The 18,348-nt window shown below is 62.9% G+C and carries 13 protein-coding genes and 1 other annotated feature; of the genes, 4 read left to right on the forward strand and 9 right to left on the reverse strand.

Features of this window, described 5'->3' with window-relative positions; translation table 11 throughout:
• Positions 1–15: 15 nt before the first annotated feature.
• The 3 genes from CBP34_RS09640 to CBP34_RS20275 form a co-directional block, all read right to left on the reverse strand.
• Positions 16–963: a sensor domain-containing diguanylate cyclase gene (locus CBP34_RS09640; protein ID WP_094097895.1), complete on the reverse strand. Its 948-nt coding sequence runs from the start codon at positions 961–963 to the stop codon at positions 16–18.
• An 81-nt stretch (positions 964–1,044) separates the two neighbouring features.
• Positions 1,045–1,926 carry a hypothetical protein gene (locus tag CBP34_RS09645; RefSeq protein WP_094099124.1) on the reverse strand — a complete coding sequence of 294 codons (882 nt, stop codon included), beginning with the start codon at positions 1,924–1,926 and terminating at the stop codon, positions 1,045–1,047.
• A gap of 232 nt (positions 1,927–2,158) precedes the next feature.
• Positions 2,159–2,287 (reverse strand): hypothetical protein, encoded by a 129-nt coding sequence (locus tag CBP34_RS20275; protein WP_257789675.1) that lies wholly within the window; start codon positions 2,285–2,287, stop codon positions 2,159–2,161.
• Between the two features lie 251 nt (positions 2,288–2,538).
• On the opposite strand from CBP34_RS20275, the gene CBP34_RS09650 reads away from it, so the two are divergent.
• Positions 2,539–3,770 (forward strand): IS3 family transposase gene (locus CBP34_RS09650; protein ID WP_157896455.1). Its coding sequence is split into 2 segments (ribosomal slippage): positions 2,539–2,830 and positions 2,830–3,770, totalling 1,233 coding nucleotides; the frame shifts between segments, so codons are not numbered across the junction.
• Positions 2,817–2,933 (forward strand) — a sequence feature (AL1L pseudoknot). It overlaps the preceding gene by 117 nt.
• 893 nt (positions 3,771–4,663) lie before the next feature.
• Here the strand turns inward: CBP34_RS09650 and CBP34_RS09655 are convergent.
• Together CBP34_RS09655 and CBP34_RS09660 are read right to left on the reverse strand one after the other, a co-directional pair.
• Positions 4,664–5,344: a hypothetical protein gene (locus CBP34_RS09655; RefSeq protein WP_094097896.1), complete on the reverse strand. Its 681-nt coding sequence runs from the start codon at positions 5,342–5,344 to the stop codon at positions 4,664–4,666.
• Positions 5,335–7,338 carry a M14 family zinc carboxypeptidase gene (locus tag CBP34_RS09660; protein WP_094097897.1) on the reverse strand — a complete coding sequence of 668 codons (2,004 nt, stop codon included), beginning with the start codon at positions 7,336–7,338 and terminating at the stop codon, positions 5,335–5,337. Before CBP34_RS09660 ends, CBP34_RS09655 begins: the two co-directional genes overlap by 10 nt.
• 2 nt (positions 7,339–7,340) lie before the next feature.
• Here CBP34_RS09660 and CBP34_RS09665 point away from each other — a divergent pair, with 2 nt between their 5' ends.
• Positions 7,341–8,606 carry an IS256 family transposase gene (locus CBP34_RS09665; RefSeq protein ID WP_094097898.1) on the forward strand — a complete coding sequence of 422 codons (1,266 nt, stop codon included), beginning with the start codon at positions 7,341–7,343 and terminating at the stop codon, positions 8,604–8,606.
• A 1,089-nt stretch (positions 8,607–9,695) separates the two neighbouring features.
• Here CBP34_RS09665 and CBP34_RS09670 read toward each other — a convergent pair.
• The 4 genes from CBP34_RS09670 to msrA form a co-directional block, all read right to left on the reverse strand.
• The gene (locus CBP34_RS09670) at positions 9,696–12,602 is read right to left on the reverse strand and encodes an alkaline phosphatase family protein (RefSeq protein ID WP_157896456.1); all 2,907 of its coding nucleotides are present in this window, start codon (positions 12,600–12,602) and stop codon (positions 9,696–9,698) included.
• Between the two features lie 395 nt (positions 12,603–12,997).
• A complete protein-coding gene (locus CBP34_RS09675) occupies positions 12,998–15,094 on the reverse strand; it encodes a TonB-dependent receptor domain-containing protein (protein WP_094097900.1) in 2,097 nt (698 codons plus the stop codon).
• Between the two features lie 215 nt (positions 15,095–15,309).
• On the reverse strand, positions 15,310–15,705 hold the full coding sequence (locus CBP34_RS09680; RefSeq protein WP_236748392.1) for a hypothetical protein: 396 nt from the start codon (positions 15,703–15,705) through the stop codon (positions 15,310–15,312).
• Positions 15,706–15,841: 136 nt separating this feature from the next.
• Complete coding sequence (gene msrA, locus CBP34_RS09685; protein WP_094097901.1) at positions 15,842–16,381, reverse strand: peptide-methionine (S)-S-oxide reductase MsrA; 540 nt, start codon at positions 16,379–16,381, stop codon at positions 15,842–15,844.
• 95 nt (positions 16,382–16,476) lie between these two features.
• Between msrA and CBP34_RS09690 the strand changes: the two genes are divergently transcribed.
• Both CBP34_RS09690 and CBP34_RS09695 read left to right on the forward strand, forming a co-directional pair.
• Positions 16,477–17,157, forward strand: a complete 681-nt coding sequence (locus CBP34_RS09690) for a TetR/AcrR family transcriptional regulator (RefSeq protein ID WP_094097902.1) — start codon at positions 16,477–16,479, stop codon at positions 17,155–17,157.
• Between the two features lie 4 nt (positions 17,158–17,161).
• The gene (locus CBP34_RS09695; protein ID WP_094097903.1) at positions 17,162–18,346 is read left to right on the forward strand and encodes an efflux RND transporter periplasmic adaptor subunit; all 1,185 of its coding nucleotides are present in this window, start codon (positions 17,162–17,164) and stop codon (positions 18,344–18,346) included.
• The last annotated feature ends 2 nt before the right edge of the window (positions 18,347–18,348 follow it).

Raw genomic sequence — 18,348 nt, forward strand, 5'->3', positions numbered from 1 at the left:
GCGGGGCCGGCGCGTTCAAGGCGCTACCTGGACCGTCTCGATGCGGTTTCTGCCGTTTTTCTTGGCCGCATAGAGTTGCTGGTCTACGGCCTCGATGAAGCTGGAGGGTTTCATGTGGGCGCCCGGCGTGACGGTGCCAACACCGATGCTGACGGTGATGCGCTGATCCAGCGGTGAATGCGCATGCGTTATCGCCTGCTTCTGAATCAGCCGCTGGCAGCGTTCGGCGACTTTCAGCGCCACCGAGGCGTCGGCTTGCGGCAACAGCACAACAAACTCTTCGCCGCCAAAACGCGCAACCAGGTCGCGCGGACCATCCAGCGCCAGGCTCAGCGTTTGCGCAATTTCGATCAGGGCATTGTCGCCCCGCACATGCCCGTAAAGATCGTTGTATTGCTTGAAAAAATCGATATCGAACAAGAGGATGGACAGCGGCTGCCCGGTGCTGCCTGCGCTTTCCCATTCCACTTCAAGACTGGCATCAAACCGGCGCCGGTTGGCGATGTTCGTCAACCCGTCCTTGAATGAAAGCGCCTCCAGCTCTTTTTGCAGAACCAGCAACTTTTCTTCGGTTTTCTTGCGTTCGCTGATGTCGAACATGAAGCCAATCAGCGCCTCGGGTTCGCCATTGTCCTTGCGCACCACATGCACCACATCACGCAGCCACACATAGCCGTTGTCCTTGGTCAGCGCGCGATAGTCGGCTTCATGATCGATCCCGGCCTGGGACTGCGCGACACAGAAATTCACCACATATTCGCGGTCCTCGGGGTGCATGCGCATCGCCCAGTCTTCCACGGTCATCCAGCTTTCCGGGCTCCAGCCCAGCAGCGCTTCAATCTGGGGGCCGATGTAGGCAAACTTCTTGGTAGCCCAGTCGATCTTCCACGGGATGGCCTTGGTCGATTCCAGAAGTGTTCTGTAAACCGCGTCGTCGTTTCGGAGGTCACTCACGTCGGACATGCTCAATCCCTTCGGGGCCAATGGGCTGAAATTATTGTTTACCGTTGTGACAGCATCGTACAACTTCTGCTGCGGCCGATTTCAGGGATGCAAGGGACTGGCCCCCAGCCACATGCCGCTGCGCAGCCCCTCTGGCCGCTCGCGCGACCACACCTGCGCGCTGGCCTCCCAGGTCTGCTGCTGCACATTCAGCCCGGCATATACGCCATAGCCCGGGCCCGCGCATATCTCGCCGCCCGCGCACAGGCTTTCGCCGGCCTTGATCGCGCCCTGTGTGTGAATGCTCTCGCCCGCCTTGATGCCCCAGCCCGCCTCCAGGTGCGCCACGCCGGCAATGGCCCCGCCCACCACAATGCCCTGCCCCACCCGCAGGCTCTCGGCTCCCGTCAGGTGGCCGCTCACGCGCAGGCCCTTGTCGCACTCCACCGGGCCATGCACGATGAGGTCTTGCCCCACAAAAGCACCGCCTTTAAGTTGCAACTTGCCGTGGCAGACCACATCCCAGGCCGCGCGCAGGTCGCCTGCGCAGGTAATGTCGCCCTCTACCTCCACGCCCCAATCGGCGCGCACATCGCCGCCCGCCTGTAGCGTGCCCTGGCTGACGATGATGCTGCCCGCCACGCGAATGCCCTCCCCCGCCACAATGCCGCTGCCCGCCCGCAGACCGCCGCCCGCGCGAATAGACCGGCCGGCCTGGATCACCGTGGCCACGTCGATGGAGCCACGCACCTCCACCGTGCCGGCAAACACAATGGCCTCGGCCTCCAGCGCATCCACCGCCAGCACTGCATTGGTCGGCCCAAACTGCGCGAGCAGCCAGCACGCATCCTCCACCCGCCCGGCGTTGACCAGCGTATCCAGCGCCTCCTGGTAGCCGGTGCCGTCCTCCACATGGCGGCTGAACCAGCGAAAGCCGTCTGCGCACGGGCTTTTTGCCCGCAAAAACTTCTTGGTGAATTCCATCGCCATCACTCCGTGCGCAGCGCGGCGACAGCGGCGGCTACAAAACGCTGGGAAGAAATGGTGAACGAGGCGCAGATGGACGTGGTGCCACCGGCAAGGTTTTGGGGGTACATGAGCACGCATCTCCTGAAGGAGCGGCCCGGCGTGCGCTACCACAAAGTCACCGGCCGCCATCGCGCTGGGCGGGTGCCCGGCGATGGATGTTCTGCGCAGATGAGGGGGAAAAGAAGGTTTATCGCCGGGCGGAGGAATGTGCGACCGGCTTGTAGGGCCAGATCTCACGCACCACGGCGCCCCCGCCCACGCACAGGCAGCCGCGCAGCGGGCCTGGGTAGAACAAGGTGGGGGACTGGAAAGTCATGGGGGCGGATGGTATCAGTGCGGGGGTACCGCACTGAAATGGATGGGTTTGTGGCTGAGCGGGCGGCGCGCCATCTGGGATTCGGAGTACTTGGCAGTTACGGAACGGCTGGAATCGGCCAAGAGCGGTCATCGATTTAGAGTCCTGTTTGAAGCTATGACATTGCATCTGTCACACTCCATTGTGCAGAAGCAATCACTTTGAACCGCCCCGGTTTTTGAGGAGGCTCTTTTCTCTGAGAGGATTGAGCCATGAAGAAGTCAAACAAGTTCTCACCCGAAGTCCGTGAACGTGCGGTGAGATTAGTGCAGGAGCACCGGGGGGAGTACCCATCGTTATGGGCTGCCATTGAATCCATCGCCCCCAAGATTGGCTGCGTGCCGCAAACGCAGCATGAATGGGTCAAGCGTGTCGAAGTCGATACTGGCGTGCGCGAAGGCGTCACCACTAGCGAGGCGCAGCGGGTCAAGGATCTGGAGCGCGAGGTCAAGGAGTTGCGCCGGGCCAACGAGATACTGAAGCTGGCCAGCGCGTTTTTCGCCCAGGCGGAGCTCGACCGCCGACTCAAGTCCTGAAGGACTTCATTGACAAGCATCGCGATACCTTCGGGGTCGAGCCGCTCTGCAAGGTCTTGCAGATTGCCCCGTCGGCTTATCGAAGACATGCTGCGCTGCTGCGCGAGCCCCACAGGCGTTGTGAGCGGGCTCTGCGCGATGAGCAGTTAGTGCCGCAGATTCAACGCGTTTGGCAGGCCAACATGCAGGTCTACGGCGCTGACAAGGTGTGGCGCCAACTGGGGCGCGAAGGTGTTGTCGTGGCTCGCTGCACGGTCGAGCGATTGATGCGCAAGCTGGGGCTGCGCGGCGTGATGCGTGGCAAGGTCGTGCGCACAACTGTCGGTGATGCCAAGGCGCCATGCCCGCTGGACCGGGTCAACCGGCAGTTCCGGGCCGAGCGGCCGAACCAGTTATGGGTCAGCGACTTCACCTATGTCTCGACCTGGCAGGGCTGGCTGTACGTGGCCTTCGTCATCGACGTGTTTGCCCGTCGCATCGTTGGTTGGCGAGTCAGCAGTTCGATGCGAACGGACTTCGTGCTCGATGCGCTGGAGCAGGCGTTGTACGCACGCCAACCCGAGCAGGGCAGCAGCCTGGTCCATCACTCGGATCGCGGCTCGCAATACGTCAGCATCCGGTACAGCGAACGCCTGGCCGAGGCAGGCATAGAGCCCTCGGTGGGCAGCAAGGGTGACAGCTATGACAACGCGCTGGCCGAGACGATCAACGGGCTCTACAAGGCCGAGCTGATACATCGCCGCGCCCCCTGGAAGACCAAGGAGGCCGTGGAGCTGGCCACGCTGGAATGGGTGGCCTGGTTCAACCATCACAGGCTGCTCGAACCCATCGGGTACATCCCGCCTGTAGAAGCTGAGGCAAACTACTACCGGCAACTCGCCAGTCAGACTGCCATGATGGTGGCCTGACTTAAACCAACTGGCCTCCACGAAAACCGGGGCGGTTCAGTCACGACACGGTTGTACGGCTTACTCAACTCTCGAGGTATTAAAGCTGACATCGTCATTGGTTCTGTCAGCACCGAGCAAAGCCAATTTTTCCATTGCGATGTGCCGTACCTGCGTGCCATAGCAACACAACCGGTTGATGAAGCAGCGCCTATCGACCTGCATGCATGGATAACGCTTGGCGGGGATTCTGTTATCGACTTCGCATTGCCATCCAAACTGGCTAGGAATCATGGCGCCCCCACAGACCTAATGAATGAAGGCTTTTGCGCTGATGCAACAGGCATGGCGAAACATATGGGGCTGTACTACGAACCAATGCTTGTAGGCAGTCAATACCTTGCATTGGTGAACTCGGCAGACCCTCACGACCTACTCCTGTAACTGCTCGGAAAATAGCCATTCACCTGTGTTCATGCCATTGAGCGAAGGTATCTAAACGACTGCGTTGGGTCGAAGGCTCCAGTTCAGGTCATGGGGAAGCGGTCGGTGGTGCGGCGCCAACCTGCTCGCGAAAACCCTATGACCGCAGTACCTCGTAAAGCCGCCATTCAGGTCGCCTCGGGTCGTTGAATCCAACGGCCCCTTCCTGGCAGTCAGCGTAAGTACGTCGGGCTGCGCTCACCGGCAGCAATCGCTGCATACAGGTCATCGGATTTTCGCGAGCTGACGGACCGTTGCTCTGCCCAGTAGCGGTCCGGCAAAGCAAGATTGCCCTGAACTGAGCCTGCCGCAGAAAACCATTCACGGCTTCGAGCACACGGATACACCAATGCCCCCAACCCCAGGCAAGGGCGGGGTAAAGGGCAAACGGCCGAACAAGAAAGGCAAGCTGCGCGCGGAAGTAGCGGCCCTCAAGGCAGATAAATCGACAGCGGTGTGATTTGTTGCGCCAGCTCGCGCGCCAAATCAGCCGCAAACGGATGCTCCTCGCCGGACAGTCCCTCACGGTTGGCGATCACGAACACCGTACGCTCCTTCTTGGTGGACTCCTTGAACTCGGCGCCATAGCGCTGCAGCATCGCTCGGGTCAGGTCAGCGTCGGCAGGAGACACCACGATACGAATGGCTTTGCCGGTATCAGGCAAAGACTTGAGCGCACGGGTTGCGATATCGAGGGCGCTTGCACGCTCCTTGGATGACGCAGACACTGACACCGTCGGGTTGGGCCCATACAAGACGTTCCACAAGAGACGCTGCGTGCCCTCGGTCCAGCCCCGGAAATTGGGGTCGAACGAAAACACTACGCTGCGACCACTTCCGACCGCCTCATCCACCAGGGCGGCGGTATTCGCCAACTCGTCCACGCCAATAGCCAGCCCCGAGGTGTGATAGTCGGGATCGCCAATAGCCGGGAAACGAGCCACCACCTTGCCCAGACCAGGTTCCATCACAGCATCGTTGACGTACATCACCCAAGGGTTGGTCATTCCTGCTGCCAGCGGGCTGGCGGGGTCCATGCGCACACGGATTAACGCGCCAGGCGCCGCAGTGTGTGACTGCTTGAGCACCGCCGTGGAAATGCCTACGCCCACGGCGAGTTCGGTGCCGCCCAGGTAGCCAACATAGCGCCCCCCGCCTCGACCCAGGCCGCCAACGCCTTCTGCCCCTTGTTGCCCAGGGCCTGCAAGCCGCCGTTGACATAACCGTCAGGTACCAGCAGTACGTCAATACCAGGCAGGCCAGACACGATGTCGGCCACGGTGACCGGGGTATACGCCACACCCCATACGCGCTCAAAGAGGTGGCGCACCGAGCCGGCCGACTCCGAACTGGAGGTGCTGCCGGGCATCTCGAACAAGCCAATTCGAAGCGCCCCAGACGGCGCACCCAGGGGCGCCAGTTCAAGCACAGGTGCTGCCACCTGAGCCTCGGGACTCAATGCCGCTGACGACGAACCACCGGCCACATTGAGCAAGAGCGGATTGCTCCACGCCGACACGTCATAGCTCACGCTGAGTGGGCTGTAGGGCTGCTCGTGCAACATTGCCTGAATCCAATGTTTGCGGGCTTGGTTCATGGGCACCCAGTAGCTTCCGGCCGGCAAAGTGACCGCACCCTGCGCACCGCCATAGGGCCGGAAGTCGGGCACGGTCAGCGGCGCGCTGAGCTGCATCACCTTCACGTCCATGCGCTGCAAGCGGCGCACCAATTGCGCGAGCTCGCGCGCACGGGTCGGATCGGCGGGGAAGAAATAGTGTCGCACCTGCAGGTTGGCCACCTGTTGGTAAAGGCGCTTGCCATCAAAGTAGAGACCATTGGGCTCAAGCACGCCCTGACTGCCCTGGTCGCGGGCTGCCACGTGCGACTGGTGCCAGTCAGTCAACAAGCGTTGCTTGTCGCTGGCGCCGGCATAGAGCGACGCCCACATGGCCAAGTAATGCTCTCGGGTGCGCTGCGTGATGGTGGAGCCGCTATGCTTCTCAAAGGTCATGCCAGCAGCATGAAAGCCCACCGTGCTGACGCTGTCGCCGTATTCAATTGCGTACAGGTCGTATGGCGCACCGTGAAAGTAAGGAATCTTCTGACGGTCAAACTCAGCACTGATGGCCGGCGAAAACAGCCGATTGACCCAGGACTGCGTGACGTCGGGTACCTCGTGGTAGGTCGGATCGGCGGTGGGAGGGAAAAAAAAGTTTTTGCTGCCCATCTCATGGGCATCGATGAACAGCTGGGGTGGGTACTGCCGCATCAACTCAAGCTTGCCGTCGGTTTCGGGCTGGGTTCTGGCAAACCAGTCGCGGTTGAGATCGAACCCGAAGGCGTTGCGGCGGGTGCCAGCAGCACGGCCGTCGGGATTCTGTATGGGCAAGACCACCACGACGCTGTTGTCACGAATTCGCTGAGCCGCACAGTCCTCACGCGCCGCCAATTCGTACAGCACGCGCAGGCTGGCGTCTGCGCCACTTTCTTCGTTGCCGTGCACGTTGCCCCCCAACCAAAGCACTGCAGGCAGTGACGCAGCGAGGGCCTGCCCCTGCGCTAGCGTGGTCTCCGGATCCATAAGTTGTCGGATCGCACGGCTTAAATCCTCAAGCCCCGGCGCTGAGACCTGTGACTCCTTGCCTACGATGGCGTAGTACAGTGGCTTGCCAGCCACCGAATTGCCCGCTGTTCCGACGAACACCCGACGACTGTCCACCGCCAAGGCGGCCATGAACTCGCCGGCCTGGGCATGCGTCACCTCGCGGCTACCCAAATCAAAACCTAACACGGCCAGCGGCGACCGCACTTGCGGGTTGTACGTCGGCGTGCCGCCAAAAGCAGAGCAGGCGTCAACACCTTTGACAGCCAAGGCCAGAGGTGACGTTTTCACTGCGGTATCGCCACCGCCGCAACTGCCCAGCAGCAGAGCCGTAAAAATGCCCGAGAGAAGGGCAAAAGAACGCTGCACGGCAGTTGTGCGGCATGGAAAGTGAGCGGTTTGGGACATGGGCTCCTCCAGGCGACGAGAGTTCATTATGTGCCACTTGCAGAGGAGCCTGTCAGAAACTTTGTGTGTGAGGCATAGCATGTCAACAAGGAGCATGAATGCCACGCAAGACGAAGACAACCGCTGCGGCGGACAAGGCGGCGCAGCCGCAATTCTCAGCCGAGCTGCTGGAGCAACTCATCCCCGGGCCGGTAACGCCGGCCGAGCTCGAAGGCATCTTCCAGCAGTTCAAGAAGTCGGTTCTTGAGCGCGCCCTGGGCGCCGAGATGAGCCATCATCTGGGCTACACGCCCGGCCAGGCCAAGCCCGAAGGGGCTGGCGCCAATCACCGCAACGGCAAGAGCGCCAAGACGGTGCTGACCGATGCGGGAGCGCTGCGCATCGACGTTCCCCGCGACCGCGAGGGCACTTTCGAGCCACAACTCATCGGCAAGCACGAACGGCGCTTCACCGGCTTCGATGACAAGATCATCGCCATGTACGCCCGGGGCATGACGGTGCGCGAGATCCAGGGCTTCCTGGCCGAGATGTACTCGGTGGACGTCTCGCCCGACCTCATCAGCAGTGTCACCGACGCCGTGATGAGCGAGGTCACGGCCTGGCAGACGCGCCCGCTGGAGGCGATGTACCCGGTGGTGTTCTTTGACGCGCTGCGGGTCAAGATCCGCGAGGATGGCGTGGTGCGCGCCAAGGCCGTGTACCTGGCGCTGGGTGTGCTGCCCGATGGCAGCCGCGACATCCTGGGCATCTGGATCGAGAACACCGAGGGTGCCAAGTTCTGGATGAAGGTGTTCAACGATCTGAGGACACGCGGCGTCCATGACATCCTGATCGCCGTCACCGACGGGCTCAAGGGTATGCCAGAGGCGCTGGGCGCGGTGTTCCCGGCCACGACGCTGCAGACCTGCATCGTGCACCTGATCCGCAATAGCCTGGACTTCGCAAGCTGGAAGGACCGCAAGAGCCTGGCGGCGGCCATCAAACCCATCTACACAGCAGTGAGCGCCGAAGCGGCCCAGACTGAGCTCGATGCGTTTGAAAAGGGGCCCTGGGGCCAGAAATTTCCCACGGTCGTGGGCGCCTGGCGCAGGGCCTGGGACAAGGTGATCCCATTCTTCGCCTTCCCGCCCGAGGTGCGACGCGTGATCTACACGACCAATGCGATTGAAAGCGTGAATGCGCGGCTGCGCAAGATCATCAAGACCAGAGGACACTTCCCCAGCGACGATGCGGCCACCAAGCTGATCTGGCTGGCCCTGCGCAACATCACCGAGGACTGGGGGCGAGCAGCCAACCATTGGAAATCAGCGATGAACCAGTTTGCAATCCTCTACGAAGAACGATTCATGAAACCGAGCACGTAAGATATCCAACCAGCTTCACGAAATCGGTGAAGGTTCAATGAGCCTCACACACGGAAATTCGGACACGCCCCTTGCAGAGTTTTGGGCACGGCTTCATCGAGGCAACCATGGCCTATTCATATGCCAGAAAGTCGTCTATTGCCACCGGCTGGAACTGCCCTAGATATCCAGTTCGTCTCTGCGTCCCAAAGCTGACATCGATCGCGACCACCCAAACCCAATGGTGTTTTCAACAAAGCCAAGAATTCCGTTTCACAGCGGGCAATCACCCGCCACATGGCCGGCTTCATTGGCCCATCATCAATCGTGTTTTGCAGCGTCCGGCCAGTTGGAGTACGAAATGGACGCAGCAGTCACTACGCCCAGCCGGTGCCCGTCTTTGCGATGCGTACCGCGGTCTGTTGTCGGGCGTGAGATCGCATTCAGAATTCGACTCCAACACGCAGCGATCCAGTGCAGCGATTTCATGGGGCAGTCCTTGATTAAAAAACGGTATATACAGTTTATGCCGTTAATGTGATGATTTGTTTACCGGAAAACCCCTACTGGTAGCGAAAGTTGAATCTGCGCGGTGGCACGGGAGGCGGTGTTGCTGGCTCGTCGGCGGCTCGTGGTTGCATCGCTCGCTTTGCGTAAGACTTACGGCGGTAGCGAAACGGAGGAGGCCGTGAGGTCGCCCAGCCTGAACCAGTCATTCAACATGTATAAGTGACAGGCAACTCCTGGCTGGCAGTGTGATTACGAGGCCGTGCCAAGCGGCTGAAACTCGATGCATAGCCCCATTCGGACACGGTCAGCTTGCGTCAACCTCGGGGGAACAGTCGTTACCGTCCAGGAGCCGACTTTGGACCCGGCGCGACGGCTAACCGCCTCAAACCAAGAACCGGCAGACGAGATTGCGTTACAGAGCGGTCTGCCAGCCGAAATTACCAAGTCGACGCCCGCAACGGAATCTTTCTGGAGCCGGCCGCACCGGACATCTGGGGCGATTGATGCGCCGAAACCCAGGCGCCCCAAACCTTTTAGGGGATGCTGTTGGGCTTTCGGAGGGTATTGGAAACTACCAAGTCCGGTCATTCGCCGTAAACGCTACTGCCTCCCGCGGCCCGTCATGGATGTGGCCTGCGCTACCAGCGCATGGAAATCCTCGAGCCCTGGATCGGGCTTGCGTCTAACGGTCGGCGGCACACCTTGCAGCGCCACGGTGGGCCAGAGCGCGACGGCGCTCACCTCCGTTTTCAGCGCGGTGAAGTCTCCGCGTGCTGTGTCCAGCGTAAGCAGATGGCGTACGTCGGCGGCTTCGTTGGTGCGCGGGCCCATGTCGGGCAAGCGCTGGCTACAGAAGCGGCGCAGGATGGTTGCGGTGATCGAGGTGTGATCGTAGACCGTGTGGTCCACATTCGGGTCGCCGTTCGGCGTGGCCGCGATCAGCGGTGAAACGATGATGGCAGGCACGCGCACACCCAGCCGGCGTTCACTGTTCGACAGTGGTGCGATGTTGCGCGTCAACTCCGTCGGGCCGCTACCAGTGGTGATCTCGAAGGGCAGCGGCACATGGTCGTAGAAGCCGCCGTGTTCGTCGTAGGTGATGATCAGCAGCGTCTTCTCCCACTGTCCATTCTCGATCAGCGCCTTGATGATGTTCGCCACGAGGATCTGCCCGTTGACCATATCCGCGGGTGCGTGGTCGTCGTTTCCGCCGGGCGCTTCGATGTAGTCCGGTTCGATAAAGCTCACCGACGGCAATGCATCTGCGGCGCACATCGCCGCAAACCCACGCAGCGAGTCGTTGAACCCCACAATTCGAGACTCGTCGAAGGTGTATTTGCGGAACATGCGCAGCGTCGAGTAGTTGTGCTCGAACAGCGTCCACGACACGTTCTGGTCAGTAAGGTGGTCGAAGAACGTCGTTGCTTCCAGCGGCGCAAACTTGTTGCCCAAGTCCGGGTTCTCGACTTCCGGGCTCCCGTAGACGTCTTCGCTCAGATCGCCGGTGAGGTTTACGAAGCGATTGGGCAGCGTGCCACCGATGTGAGAGCAATGCCACCGGTCGCAGATCGCGAACTCGCGCGCAAGCGCGCCGAAGATAGGCAGCTCGATGTCTGTCATGTAGTTCATGACCAGCTGGTACTCGCCGGGGCCCGTGCCGGGCTTGCGCGCGTAGTCGGCGACGAAGCCCTTCATGTTGTCGGCGATTTGCCGCTCGACGCACGCGTGCCCGTGGCAGGGATTGTCGATGTTGAAGCCGGGCCAGGCGCTGGTGTTCGCGCGCTGGCTGCGATAGAACGGCGCGCCGGGCTCGTCGGGGAAGCGTATGGCATCGCGATCGTTTGTGCCGGGCAGTAGCCCCTCGACGATGTGTTGTGCAATCGGTGCTTCCCGTTGCGTGTTCGGATTGCGCGAGAGCAACGCGGTGCGCGGGACGCGACCATCGCGCGTCAGGTAGCCGAACACCTGGTCAAACGAACGGTTCTCCTGCATCAGCACGACGATATGGTCGATCTTGCTCAGCGCACCGGCGTCGTGCACAGGCAGGTACTTTGGTCCGGCTTCCGGCGGCAGCGGCATCTCGTACGGCGTGTCGAACAGACGCGGCCACGCCGGTTGCGGCGTCGTCTGCGGGCCGCCGGAGTCCAGCAGCGTGGCGCGCGTGCCCAGCACGTCGCCGCGGCCATCGATGATCTGCTTTGGCCGCTTGGGCGGGCGCTGGCGGCCGACGTACGTGAAGACCATTTCCCCCGTGCCGCGGTCGTATGCCGTGCCCAAGATCTCGTAGCGGCCCACCAGCCAGCGGCCGAGCGCGTCGAGCACGCGCCGCGGCATCGCGGGTTTTCCGTCCGTGTCCGGTGGCGCGGACTGGAGTTGGTACAGTGCGTTTTCCAGGGCCTCCTTGACTTCCTGCTTGACGTTGATCGTCTCGATGCCAGAACTGGGAGACGGATAGCTCACATCGAAGTCGAGCGCGTCCAGCAACGGCGATTCGACTTCGACGTAGTAGCTCAGCCGCCCCGCGCTCCAAGCGGCCAGGTAAAAGCGCACCATCAGATACATCGGATCGGGCAGCGTCACGGACGGGTTAGGCCCGGGAATGTCGACTTCGACGTTGCGCGAGCCCTCGTATGTGCAATCGATGCGCAAGGCGAAGTACGGTATGTCGCGTCGGACTTCGCCTTCGATCACCGGCGGAATAGGATCGGGGCGACCACCGGCCTCCAGCGTCAGCCCGATCTTATTGATCGTGGGGAACTTAATGAAGTCGACGCCGAGCGGGATGTACTGGTTGTCGGTGGGGAGGCCATGGAGGTTGGCGAAATCGGGTTGCCACTGATAGCCGAGGATGTTGTCGCGCAGCTGGAACCACAGAAGGTACGGGCTGTCTTCGTTGTTGACCCGATCATTCCAGTTCGCGTTGAACCCGTTATTGAGGAACGCGATCGGAACGCGCCGCGTCTCCAGCGGGAGCACGCTGGGATACACCACATGCAGGCGGTAGCGGCGACGGTCGAGCGATCCGTCCACCTTGCGCGTGACCTTCACCGCCCAGATGTCGCCGCTGTTCGGCGTCTCATGGAAGATGTGGTTGAAGCCGCTATCAACGGTGGTGCCGGCACGCACCAGCTCCAGCGCGAGTTCCATCGTCGGTCCATAGCTGCCGCCGACGTCCACTACTTCCAGATCGCCGCCGAAGCCACCTGGCTGCCACGGACGGTTATCGCGCGCGATGACGCCGGGGCTGGTGCCGGTGACAACGGGGCCAATATCCGTCGCGGCAACACCAGCCACGACACCGCGATCCGTCGCGGCGCCCCGTCCAGCGCCGAGCGGATTTACGCGCGCGGAACGCGCACTCGTTCCCGTACCCGACCACCCTGGTGGCATCGCATAGAAGGATTGCAGACGGATCAAACCCGGCGTCATCGGGGGGAGCTGCCAGATGCCGACGTCGCCCGGGTTGAGTTCGATGAACGCATCGCGCTCGCGGTAGGAGTATTCCATGTCGCCGCTCCTGGAGAGGGGGAACGCAAAGAGTATGCGCCTTGCTGTGCGAAAGCAAGCCTGCGGTTCAACCAACTCCAGCCGCCTGACGGCAGCTGTCAAAGCGCAGTTCAGCGCCGAACACAGCCTTCTCCGGCGCGCCGCCTGCAATCTCGCATGTAGAACCGCCTGGCTCGCGTCAGCGCTACTACCGACCAGTACGAGCCAAGGAGCTATGCGCGCAGAGCCTCGGAGCATGGCGCCTGCCGAACGACAGCAACCAAGCACACCAATGGTTGCAACGGGTCGTAAGCCGCCGCTCCAAACTCCAAAAGTTGCCTAGAAAATTGCGACCGCGCCAACAGTCATCCCCTGTCAGCCCGGTCGCGCCAGATCACTTCAAGTCATCACCGGCCTCAAAACGCCACCCTCACCCCCACCGTCACATTGCGCCCCATCAGCGGCGCCGCGTTCTTGATGAATGAGGTGTGCGCATACGCCAGGCGATCCGTCAGGTTGGTGGCCTTCAAATACAGCTGCCACGGCGTGCCTTCATTGAAACGGCCGTTGTAGCTCACCCCCAGGTTCAGCATGCCGTATCCGGGCGTGGCACTTTCAAACTCTGCCACGCGGCTCTGGCGGGCGACTTGCACCCATTCGACCAGGCCTTCCCAGGCATTCCAGTGGGTGTCCAGCCGAATACCGGCGCGGGTAGCGGGGATGCGCGGCAGCAGGCCGCCGCCGTTGTTGAGCTTGGCGCGCACGGTGTCGCCAAACAGAGTGACGCCCAGGTTACGCGCGATGCGCTGGCGCACCTGGCCTTCGATGCCGGTAAAGGTGGCGTCGGCCTGGCTGTACTGCAGCAGTTGCAGGCCATCCACTTCATCGAGCGTGCGGCCGTAGATGTAGTTGCTGATGCGGTTCTTGAACACGCTGACGCCAAAGGTGGTGTCGCCACTCGTCTTGCGCAGGCTGACGTCGATGTTCTGCGAGGTTTCGGAGCGCAGGTCGGAGTTGCCGCGTTCATACGTGCTGGTGGCCATGTGCAGGCCCTGGGCGTACAGCTCTTCGGCCGACGGGGCGCGGCTGGCGCGGGTGAACGAGGTGCCCACCTGGTAGCCGGGCGTGAACTTCCACACTGCGCCCAGCGATGCGGAGGTGCCGTTGTGGCTGCGTTCGACGCCACTGGCCGAACCTGACGCGATGGCCTCGGCCGTCTGACGGTCGTGGCGCAGGGCGGCTTCAAAGCGCCAGTCGTTCCAGCGGAATTCCTCCAGCACAAACAGCCCTGTCTTGCGGGTGATGGTGGGCTGCACATAGGCCTCTTCGCCTTCTGCGCTGAACTTGCGTTGCGATGTTTGCAGGCCGATCACGCCCTTGAACCCGGCTATTGCGGAGTGCTGCAGCTCAATGCGGGTGTCGTAGGCCTTGTTCTTGAAGGTGGTGCTGACGGCGCCTTCTTCGATCTCGTCGTGCCGGTAGTCGGTGATACCCGCGCGCAGGCGCAGGGCCGAGAAGCCTGCAAACGGGTCGCGCAGCTCGCCACGGATATCGAGGCGCTCGCTGCGCAGGTCGACCACGGGCACATCGCCATGCTCTTCTGCGCCGTGGTCGTGGCCGTCGTCCTCTCCTTCGTGGGCACCGCAATGCAGGTGGCTGCCGTGGGGGTGGCAGCCCTCAAAGCTGTGGTTGTGGCCCGGCAGGCCGTATTTGGCGGTCTGGCGGGTGTAGGCCGCGCCCAGATAACCCCGGTCGCCCACCCACGACAGGCCCACGCTGCCGGTGTCGGTGCGGTTGAAGCTGCCCGGCACCTTGTTGCCACCCGTCCAGCCTTTGCCCACGCGGTAGTCGCCCGCGTCGCGCGCCACGCCTTCTACATGCACGGCGAGGTTGCCTGTGCCGCCGGTCAGCGAAAAGGCCCCTGCCCGCTCGGCCGCGCCGGTGTTGGCGCGCAACTCGGCGCTGCCTTCAACGCCTTTTTGCGGGATGGCGGTGGGCACCTTGCCGTCGAGCACATTGACCACGCCGCCCACGGCGCCGTTGCCATAGACCAGGGCCGAGGGGCCGCGCAACACCTCGATCTGCGTGGCCAGCATGGGCTCGGAGACCACGGCGTGGTCAGGGCTGATGGTGGATGCGTCGTGCAGCTCGGCACCGTCGCTCAGCACCTTGACGCGCGGGCCGTCCATCCCGCGAATGATGGGGCGGCTGGCGCCGGCGCCGAAGTGGCTGCTGGTGATGCCGGGCTCGCTGCTCAGCGTTTCGCCCAAGGTGGCCTCGCGGCGGCGCACCAGTTCGTCGCCCTCCAGCACGGTGACGGGCGTGGTCATGTCATTGGCGCCTAATTGCAGGCCGCTGGCAGACACGGTAACGGGGGGCAGGCTGGCGGCCGGTGCGGCCACGGGGCCGGCGTCTGCAGCATGGGCCAGGCTGCTGCCAGCCAGGGCCAGCCAGGTGGCAAGGGCCACGGGGTGACGTGAGTAAAGGTGGAGGGATGCAGAAATAGCAGTCATGGTTTATGTGTCTCAAGGCATGGCGCCACCCGCTTGGCAGGCATGGGGCGCTGCATACCGTTTTGCGCACAGGGCGCAGGATATGAATGAAAAGTGCCCTTAGCGCTTTATAGTTAAGCGCTAGCAGCTATGAAATCAGGAGTAATTGGCGCGTTGGGCACGCGCAGTGCGCCGCCCACGCAGCAGCAGGCGTCGGCGTGCAGTGGCGCGCCGGATCAGCCCACCAGGGCCGGTGGCCCCCGGGCCTGGAACAGCGCGACATGCCGCACCGCCCAGCGCTCGGGCGCGGGTGCGCTGGGCGCCACGGCCGGGGCAGCCGCAGGCAGCACCGGCGCACTGCAGGGCAATGCCGTGCCCAGGGCCAGCTGGTCGAGCAAGAGGCAATCGATGGGCGCATGGCCCGAGAACAGCGCTGCCAGCAGGCTGGGTGCGTGGGCGGCTGCGGTGGCGTGGGCAGAGACGCGCGCCCCGCCGTCATCGTGCAGCGCGACAACGGCCGACGGCGGGGTGGCGTGCAACACCTGGTGCCAGCGGCCCAGCGCGGGCGCGAGCACCAGGGCCAGCAGCAGGCCCCACACCGCAGCGCGGCGCAATGCGGCAGGCAGAGTCACGGAGGTGTTGTTTGGGGTGGAAGGTGCGGGCTGCATGGCGTGGGGGCAGCGCAGAGCACTGCAAAAGTGCCCCTGTCGATAGAGGGCTGCATTGTGCCTTGCAAAACTGCGCGTTGCAGCAACGCCGGGCGTTGAATCAATCGGGCTTCAGGTAACGCGCAAAGGTTTTGCGAAACTTCTCCACCTTGGGGCCCACCACAAATGCGCAGTAACCCGCGTGGGGGTTGTTCGCAAAGTAATCCTGGTGGTAGGCCTCGGCGGCGCTGTAGTTGGCTAGCGGTTTCACCTCGGTGGTGATGGGCGCGCCAAACAGCTTGTCTTGCGACATCTGGCGAATCATGTCGTTGGCGATGTCGCCATGCTCGGGGTTCTCAAAATAGATGCCGCTGCGGTATTGCGTGCCTACGTCGTTGCCCTGGCGGTTGAGGGTGGTCGGGTCGTGGGTGTGGAAGAAGATTTCCAGAATCTCCTGCAGGCTGATTTCGTCGGCATCGAAGGTCAGGCGCACGACCTCGGCGTGGCCGGTGTCGCCCTGGCAGATTTGCTCGTAGCTGGGGTTCAGCGTGTGGCCGTTGGTGTAGCCGCTTTCCACATCGGTGATGCCGCGCACGCGGTCAAACACCGCTTCGGTGCACCAGAAGCAGCCGCCTCCCAGGGTGATGGTTTGCTGTGTCATGGACGTTTCCTAGCCAGTGTGGATGTGCAGCGCCGCATTATGAATTGACGCGGCGGAAGGCGCTCGCTACATTACTAACCAGTCAGTCATTAAAAATGCACACCCCAACCTCCCCATCTCCCACCACTGCGGTCAAGCGCGAACGGCGCAAGGAGGCGCGCCCCGGCGAACTCATCGAAGCGGCGCTGGAGTTGTTTGTCGAGAAGGGCTTTGCGGCCACCAGGGTGGATGAAGTTGCAGCGCGTGCGGGGGTGTCCAAAGGCACGCTGTTTCTGTACTTCTCCAGCAAGGAAGAACTGTTCAAGGCCGTGGTGCGCGAAAACATCGCGGGCCGCTTTGCCGAATGGACGCTGGAGCTGGACGCTTTTGAGGGCAACACCGACGATCTGCTGCGCTATTGCTACAAGGTGTGGTGGGAGCGCATTGGCAACACCAAGGCCTCGGGCATCACCAAGCTCATGCTGAGCGAAGCGCACCACTTCCCCGAAATCACCCAGTTCTACCAGCGCGAAGTGATGGGCCCCGGCCAGGCGCTGATCCGCCGCATCCTGCAGCGGGGTGTGGACCGCAAGGAGATTCGCCCCCTCGACATGGACTACGCGGTGTATCTGGTGCTCGCCCCGATGATGTTTCTGATGCTGTGGAAACACTCCATGGGCGCCTGCGTGCCGGACGCCCTGGATCTGGACCCCGAAAAATACCTGGCCATGCAAGCCGACAACATCCTGCACGGTCTGTACACAGCAGCGCCCGCCTCTGTCACCCCATCGGCCTGACACCATGAAACGCTGGATTCTCTGGGTAGCCATCGCCATCGCCGTCGCGCTGGTGGGCGGCGGCGTCTGGCGCGCGCTGGCAGCGCGGCAGGCGCAGCAAAAAGCCCTGGCGGAATCCAGTGCGCAACGCAAGGAAGCCACGCTGGACCTGGCGCCGGGTGAGCTGGTTACCGTGCAGCGGCACCGCCTTGCCTTGGCCGTGCCGGTGTCTGGCGCACTGCGCGCAGTCGAATCGGCCATGGTCAAGGCCCGCGCTGCCGGAGAACTGCAGGGCCTGACCCTGCGCGAGGGCGACAGTGTGCGCGCCGGGCAAGAAATCGCCCGCATCGACAGCACCGAGGCGCGTGCCCGCCTGCGCCAGGCCCAGCAGCAGGCCGATGCGGCAAAGGCCCAGGTGGACATCAGCCAGCGCCAGTTCACCAACAACCGCGCGCTGGTGGACCAGGGGTTCATCTCTGCCACGGCGCTGGCCACCTCGCAGGCCAGCCTGGAGGCCGCGCAATCGACCTATCAGGCGGCACTGGCCGCTGCCGATGTGGCGCGCAAGTCGCTGGACGACACCGTGCTGCGCAGCCCCTTGACCGGCCAGGTGTCGCAGCGGCTGGCGCAACCCGGCGAGCGTGTGGGGGTGGACAGCCGCATCATTGAGGTGGTGGACCTGTCCCGGCTGGAACTCGAAGCCTTGCTGAGCCCGGCCGATTCCCTGGCCGTGCGGGTGGGGCAAAAGGCCAGCCTGCGGATCGAAGGCGTGGCTACGCCCATCGAGGCCACCGTGGCCCGCATCAACCCGAGTGCCCAGGCCGGCAGCCGCACCGTGCCGGTGTACCTTGTCATCGAGCAAGGCGCAGCGGCACCAGTGCTGCGCCAGGGCCTGTTTGTGCAAGGCACGCTCGACACCGGCCACGCCGAAGTACTGGCCTTGCCGCTGGATGCCGTGCGCACCGACAGGCCTGCGCCCTATGTGCAGGCGGTGCACAGTGGCCGCGTGGTGTATCTGCCGGTGAAAACAGGCGCCCGTGCCGTGGTGGGCGGGGACACGATGGTGGCGATTGAGGGCGCTCCCGAAGGCACACCGGTGGTGGCCGGGCGCATGGGTTCGCTGCGCGAGGGCACGCCGGTGCGCATCCAGGAAAGCGCGCAAGCCAATCCTGCAGCTGCCGCAACCCCTGCATCGCGCGCCGCACCGTAACC

The sequence above is a fragment of the Acidovorax carolinensis genome, assembly GCF_002157145.1.
Lineage (GTDB): Bacteria > Pseudomonadota > Gammaproteobacteria > Burkholderiales > Burkholderiaceae_C > Acidovorax > Acidovorax carolinensis.